Consider the following 2889-nt stretch of genomic DNA (forward strand, 5'->3'; position numbering starts at 1 on the left):
GGTCGGGGTCAGGTGTCGGGTAAATTGAATCCGTATTCCCGGCGCAGGCCGGGATCTCGTGCGGCACGTCCGGACAGGATGGCCTGAGGTCCCGGCATTCGCCGGGAGCACGGGGACGTGGTGTCTGCGAACGCAAGCCTCAGCCTGTCCGATACGGGTGCACGGAAAATGCCCGAACGATGCCCGGACAGGTCATCCGACAATTGCAGCACGACGACGCGGCCATTCCACATGACGCCCCAGAGCATCTGGCTGCCCGGACCACCCGCCGCGCGGAACCAGCGCTTCAAACGCTGGATGCGCCAGAAGATGAGCGGCCAGAGCGGCAGCAGGTACCAGGGCAGGCCCGGCATGGGGGTGAGAAGGCTGAAAGCTGGCATCGCGGCGCATTATACGCGCAGGTCGGGAGGGGGTGGATAAGTGGGGGCGCCACCCGAAAGCGGCGCCCCGGATTTATCAGCCTGCTTGCGGCGTGAACGCCATTTGCAGCGTCTCCTGTCCGGTGGCTTCGTGGACGTACTCACCCACTTGCTTGAAGCCGTACCGGTCATAGAAGGCGCGGCCGATGGCATTGGCCTTGAACACGTCAAGCGTCACGGCGCCCTTCTTGGATACCGCGAAATCCATCATGGCGCGGCCACGGCCTTGTCCATGATGTTCGGGCTGAAGGAAGATGGCGCCGACTTCGGCGCCGATCAGTGCGATAAAGCCGATGGGCGTGGCATTGTCTTCCAGCACCCATATTTCAGCGAACTTGGGATAGACGTTCCTGACATTCTCGGCTTCCGCATCCAGAAACGGAACGGACAGAAACGGATGAGCGCGTTCGCTGGCAGTCCGCCAGATAGATACCACGGCGTCTGCATCGTGGTCAGTATAGGGTCTGATCATTGTCAGAGACCCCTTTCATCGTTTGCGCCCCGGCGGGTGCCGGGCGCGCGTTACCTGGGATTTTGTGAATCAACTCAAAGGGCTCAGCGTGACGAGGCACGTCGAGTCTGATCTTCTGCAACTTGTTTTGGCCGCACCATGCGCGCCAATATTATCGGGACATAAAATCTCCGGCTCGATGTTGCGAGACTAGCGCATCAGACTCCTGTTTCCAAGAGTTGACCCGTTGGGGGCTGTTTTGACGCCTCTTGCTTGAGTCGACTGATCAGGGAGGGAAGCCCGTGCCGCATGTTCCACATGTTCCGATGCCCAAATGGACGTGCGCCAAGTGCGGCGCGCAGAACACGATCAATGTGTCGCGCTGTTCGAATTGCGACGAGATGCGCGCAGCGGGGCAAGCCTTCAACAATGGCGCAACGTCGGTGAGTTCCGCGCTGCGGCGGGCGATTGATGACGCCAAGGCCGATGCGATGAAAAGCCTGAAGAAGCCGCCGGGGACCTAAAGGCGGGCTTTGATCGCGGCGCACGCCCTGGCCAGCGCTGCCGGGTAAAGCTGGTGCTCCACCGGCAGGAGGCGGGCGGCGAGGCTGTCGGTCGTGTCGCCGGGCAGGATGGGCAGGCTGGCCTGCTGGATGATCTCGCCATCATCGACGCCAGGGCTGACCCAGTGGACGGTGGCGCCGGCTTCGGCGTCGCCTGCGTCGAGGGCGCGCTGGTGGGTGTCGAGGCCCTTGTATTTCGGCAGGAGCGAGGGGTGGATATTGATCATCCGGCCCTGCCATTTTTCAACGAACCACGGAGTGAGAACCCGCATGAAACCGGCCAGCGCGATGATCTCGGTGCCTGCGTCGGTGAGGGCGGCGTCCATGGCTCGCTCGAAGGCTTCGCGGTCCTTGCCATAGGCTTTGTGATCAATGGCGAGAGACGGTACGCCCGCTTCCAACGCGGTTTCGAGGCCGATGGCGTCGGGGCGGTTGGAGAGGACGAGGACCGGCTCGGCCGGATAGTCCGGTGCGGCGGCGGCTTTCAGCAGCGCCTCCATGTTCGAGCCGCGGCCGGAAATCAGGATCGCGAGCTTGAGACGCTTCATTTCGCGGCGAGGTGGCCGAGGATGACGGGGGTTTCGCCGGCGTCATTGAGCTGGGCCATGGCGGCGTCTGCGTCTTCAGCGGCGACGGCGAAGATGAGGCCGATGCCCATGTTGAAGGTGCGGTGCATCTCGTCTTCGGTGACATTGCCGGCCTGCTGTAGCCACTGGAAGACCGGGAGCGGGGTCCAGGCCGTGCGGTCGATAATCGGGGTCAGGTGGTCCGGCACCATGCGGGGCGTGTTCTCGGTGAGGCCGCCGCCGGTAATGTGGGCGAGACCTTTGACGACGCCTGAACGGATCAGCGGCAGGACGATATGCGAATAGAGGCGGGTCGGCGTCAGCAGGGCTTCGCCGAGCGTCTGGTTGCTGAACGGCGACGGCGAGGCATGGGTCAGGCCTTCGCGCTCGACGATGCGGCGGATCAGGGAATAGCCGTTGGAATGCGGGCCGGAGGAGGCAATGCCGATCAGCACGTCGCCGGGCACCATGTCGTCCATGCGCGGCAGGACCTTGTCGCGGTCGACGGCGCCGACGACGAAGCCGGCGAGGTCATAGTGGCCGGGCGGATACATGCCGGGCATTTCGGCCGTTTCGCCGCCGACAAGGGCGCAGCCGGACTGGCGGCAGCCTTCGGCAATGCCGGAAACAACTGCCTCGGCGATGCCACCTTCGAGTTTGCCGGTCGCGAAATAATCGAGAAAAAAGAGTGGCTCGGCGCCCTGGGCCAACACGTCATTGGCGCACATGGCAACGAGGTCGATGCCGACCGTATTGTGTCGCCCGGCCTCGAAGGCGAGCATCAGCTTGGTGCCGACGCCGTCCGTGCCGGAGACGAGGATCGGGTCCTCATAGCCAGCTTTCTTCAAATCAAACAAGGCGCCGAAGCCGCCGAGGCCGCCCATCACGCC

Annotated in this window: 5 protein-coding genes; 1 reads left to right on the forward strand and 4 read right to left on the reverse strand. The window is 63.6% G+C overall.

Annotated elements, in window-relative coordinates:
• Positions 1 to 8: 8 nt before the first annotated feature.
• Both AADA04_RS09045 and AADA04_RS09050 read right to left on the reverse strand, forming a co-directional pair.
• Complete coding sequence (locus AADA04_RS09045) at positions 9 to 380, reverse strand: hypothetical protein (protein WP_340692933.1); 372 nt, start codon at positions 378 to 380, stop codon at positions 9 to 11.
• 76 nt (positions 381 to 456) lie between these two features.
• A complete protein-coding gene (locus tag AADA04_RS09050) occupies positions 457 to 891 on the reverse strand; it encodes a GNAT family N-acetyltransferase (protein ID WP_340692934.1) in 435 nt (144 codons plus the stop codon).
• 281 nt (positions 892 to 1172) lie between these two features.
• Between AADA04_RS09050 and AADA04_RS09055 the strand changes: the two genes are divergently transcribed.
• Positions 1173 to 1394, forward strand: a complete 222-nt coding sequence (locus tag AADA04_RS09055) for a hypothetical protein (protein ID WP_340692935.1) — start codon at positions 1173 to 1175, stop codon at positions 1392 to 1394.
• Here the strand turns inward: AADA04_RS09055 and purN are convergent.
• Together purN and purM are read right to left on the reverse strand one after the other, a co-directional pair.
• Positions 1391 to 1981 carry a phosphoribosylglycinamide formyltransferase gene (gene purN, locus AADA04_RS09060; protein WP_340692936.1) on the reverse strand — a complete coding sequence of 197 codons (591 nt, stop codon included), beginning with the start codon at positions 1979 to 1981 and terminating at the stop codon, positions 1391 to 1393. The two genes, AADA04_RS09055 and purN, sit on opposite strands and share 4 nt — an antisense overlap.
• Positions 1978 to 2889 (reverse strand): phosphoribosylformylglycinamidine cyclo-ligase (purM, locus tag AADA04_RS09065; protein WP_340692937.1); only part of this gene is annotated, 912 nt, incomplete at its 5' end. The genes purM and purN, both read right to left, overlap by 4 nt.

The organism is Hyphomonas sp., from assembly GCF_037969335.1.
Taxonomy (GTDB): Bacteria; Pseudomonadota; Alphaproteobacteria; order Caulobacterales; family Hyphomonadaceae; genus Hyphomonas.

What these genes read in the sequence shown, in the direction of transcription:
- purN (WP_340692936.1), bottom strand. Translation starts at nt 1,981, where the DNA reads ATGAAGCGTCTCAAGCTCGCGATCCTGATTTCCGGCCGCGGCTCGAAC.
- AADA04_RS09045 (WP_340692933.1), bottom strand. Translation starts at nt 380, where the DNA reads ATGCCAGCTTTCAGCCTTCTCACCCCCATGCCGGGCCTGCCCTGGTAC.
- AADA04_RS09050 (WP_340692934.1), bottom strand. Translation starts at nt 891, where the DNA reads ATGATCAGACCCTATACTGACCACGATGCAGACGCCGTGGTATCTATC.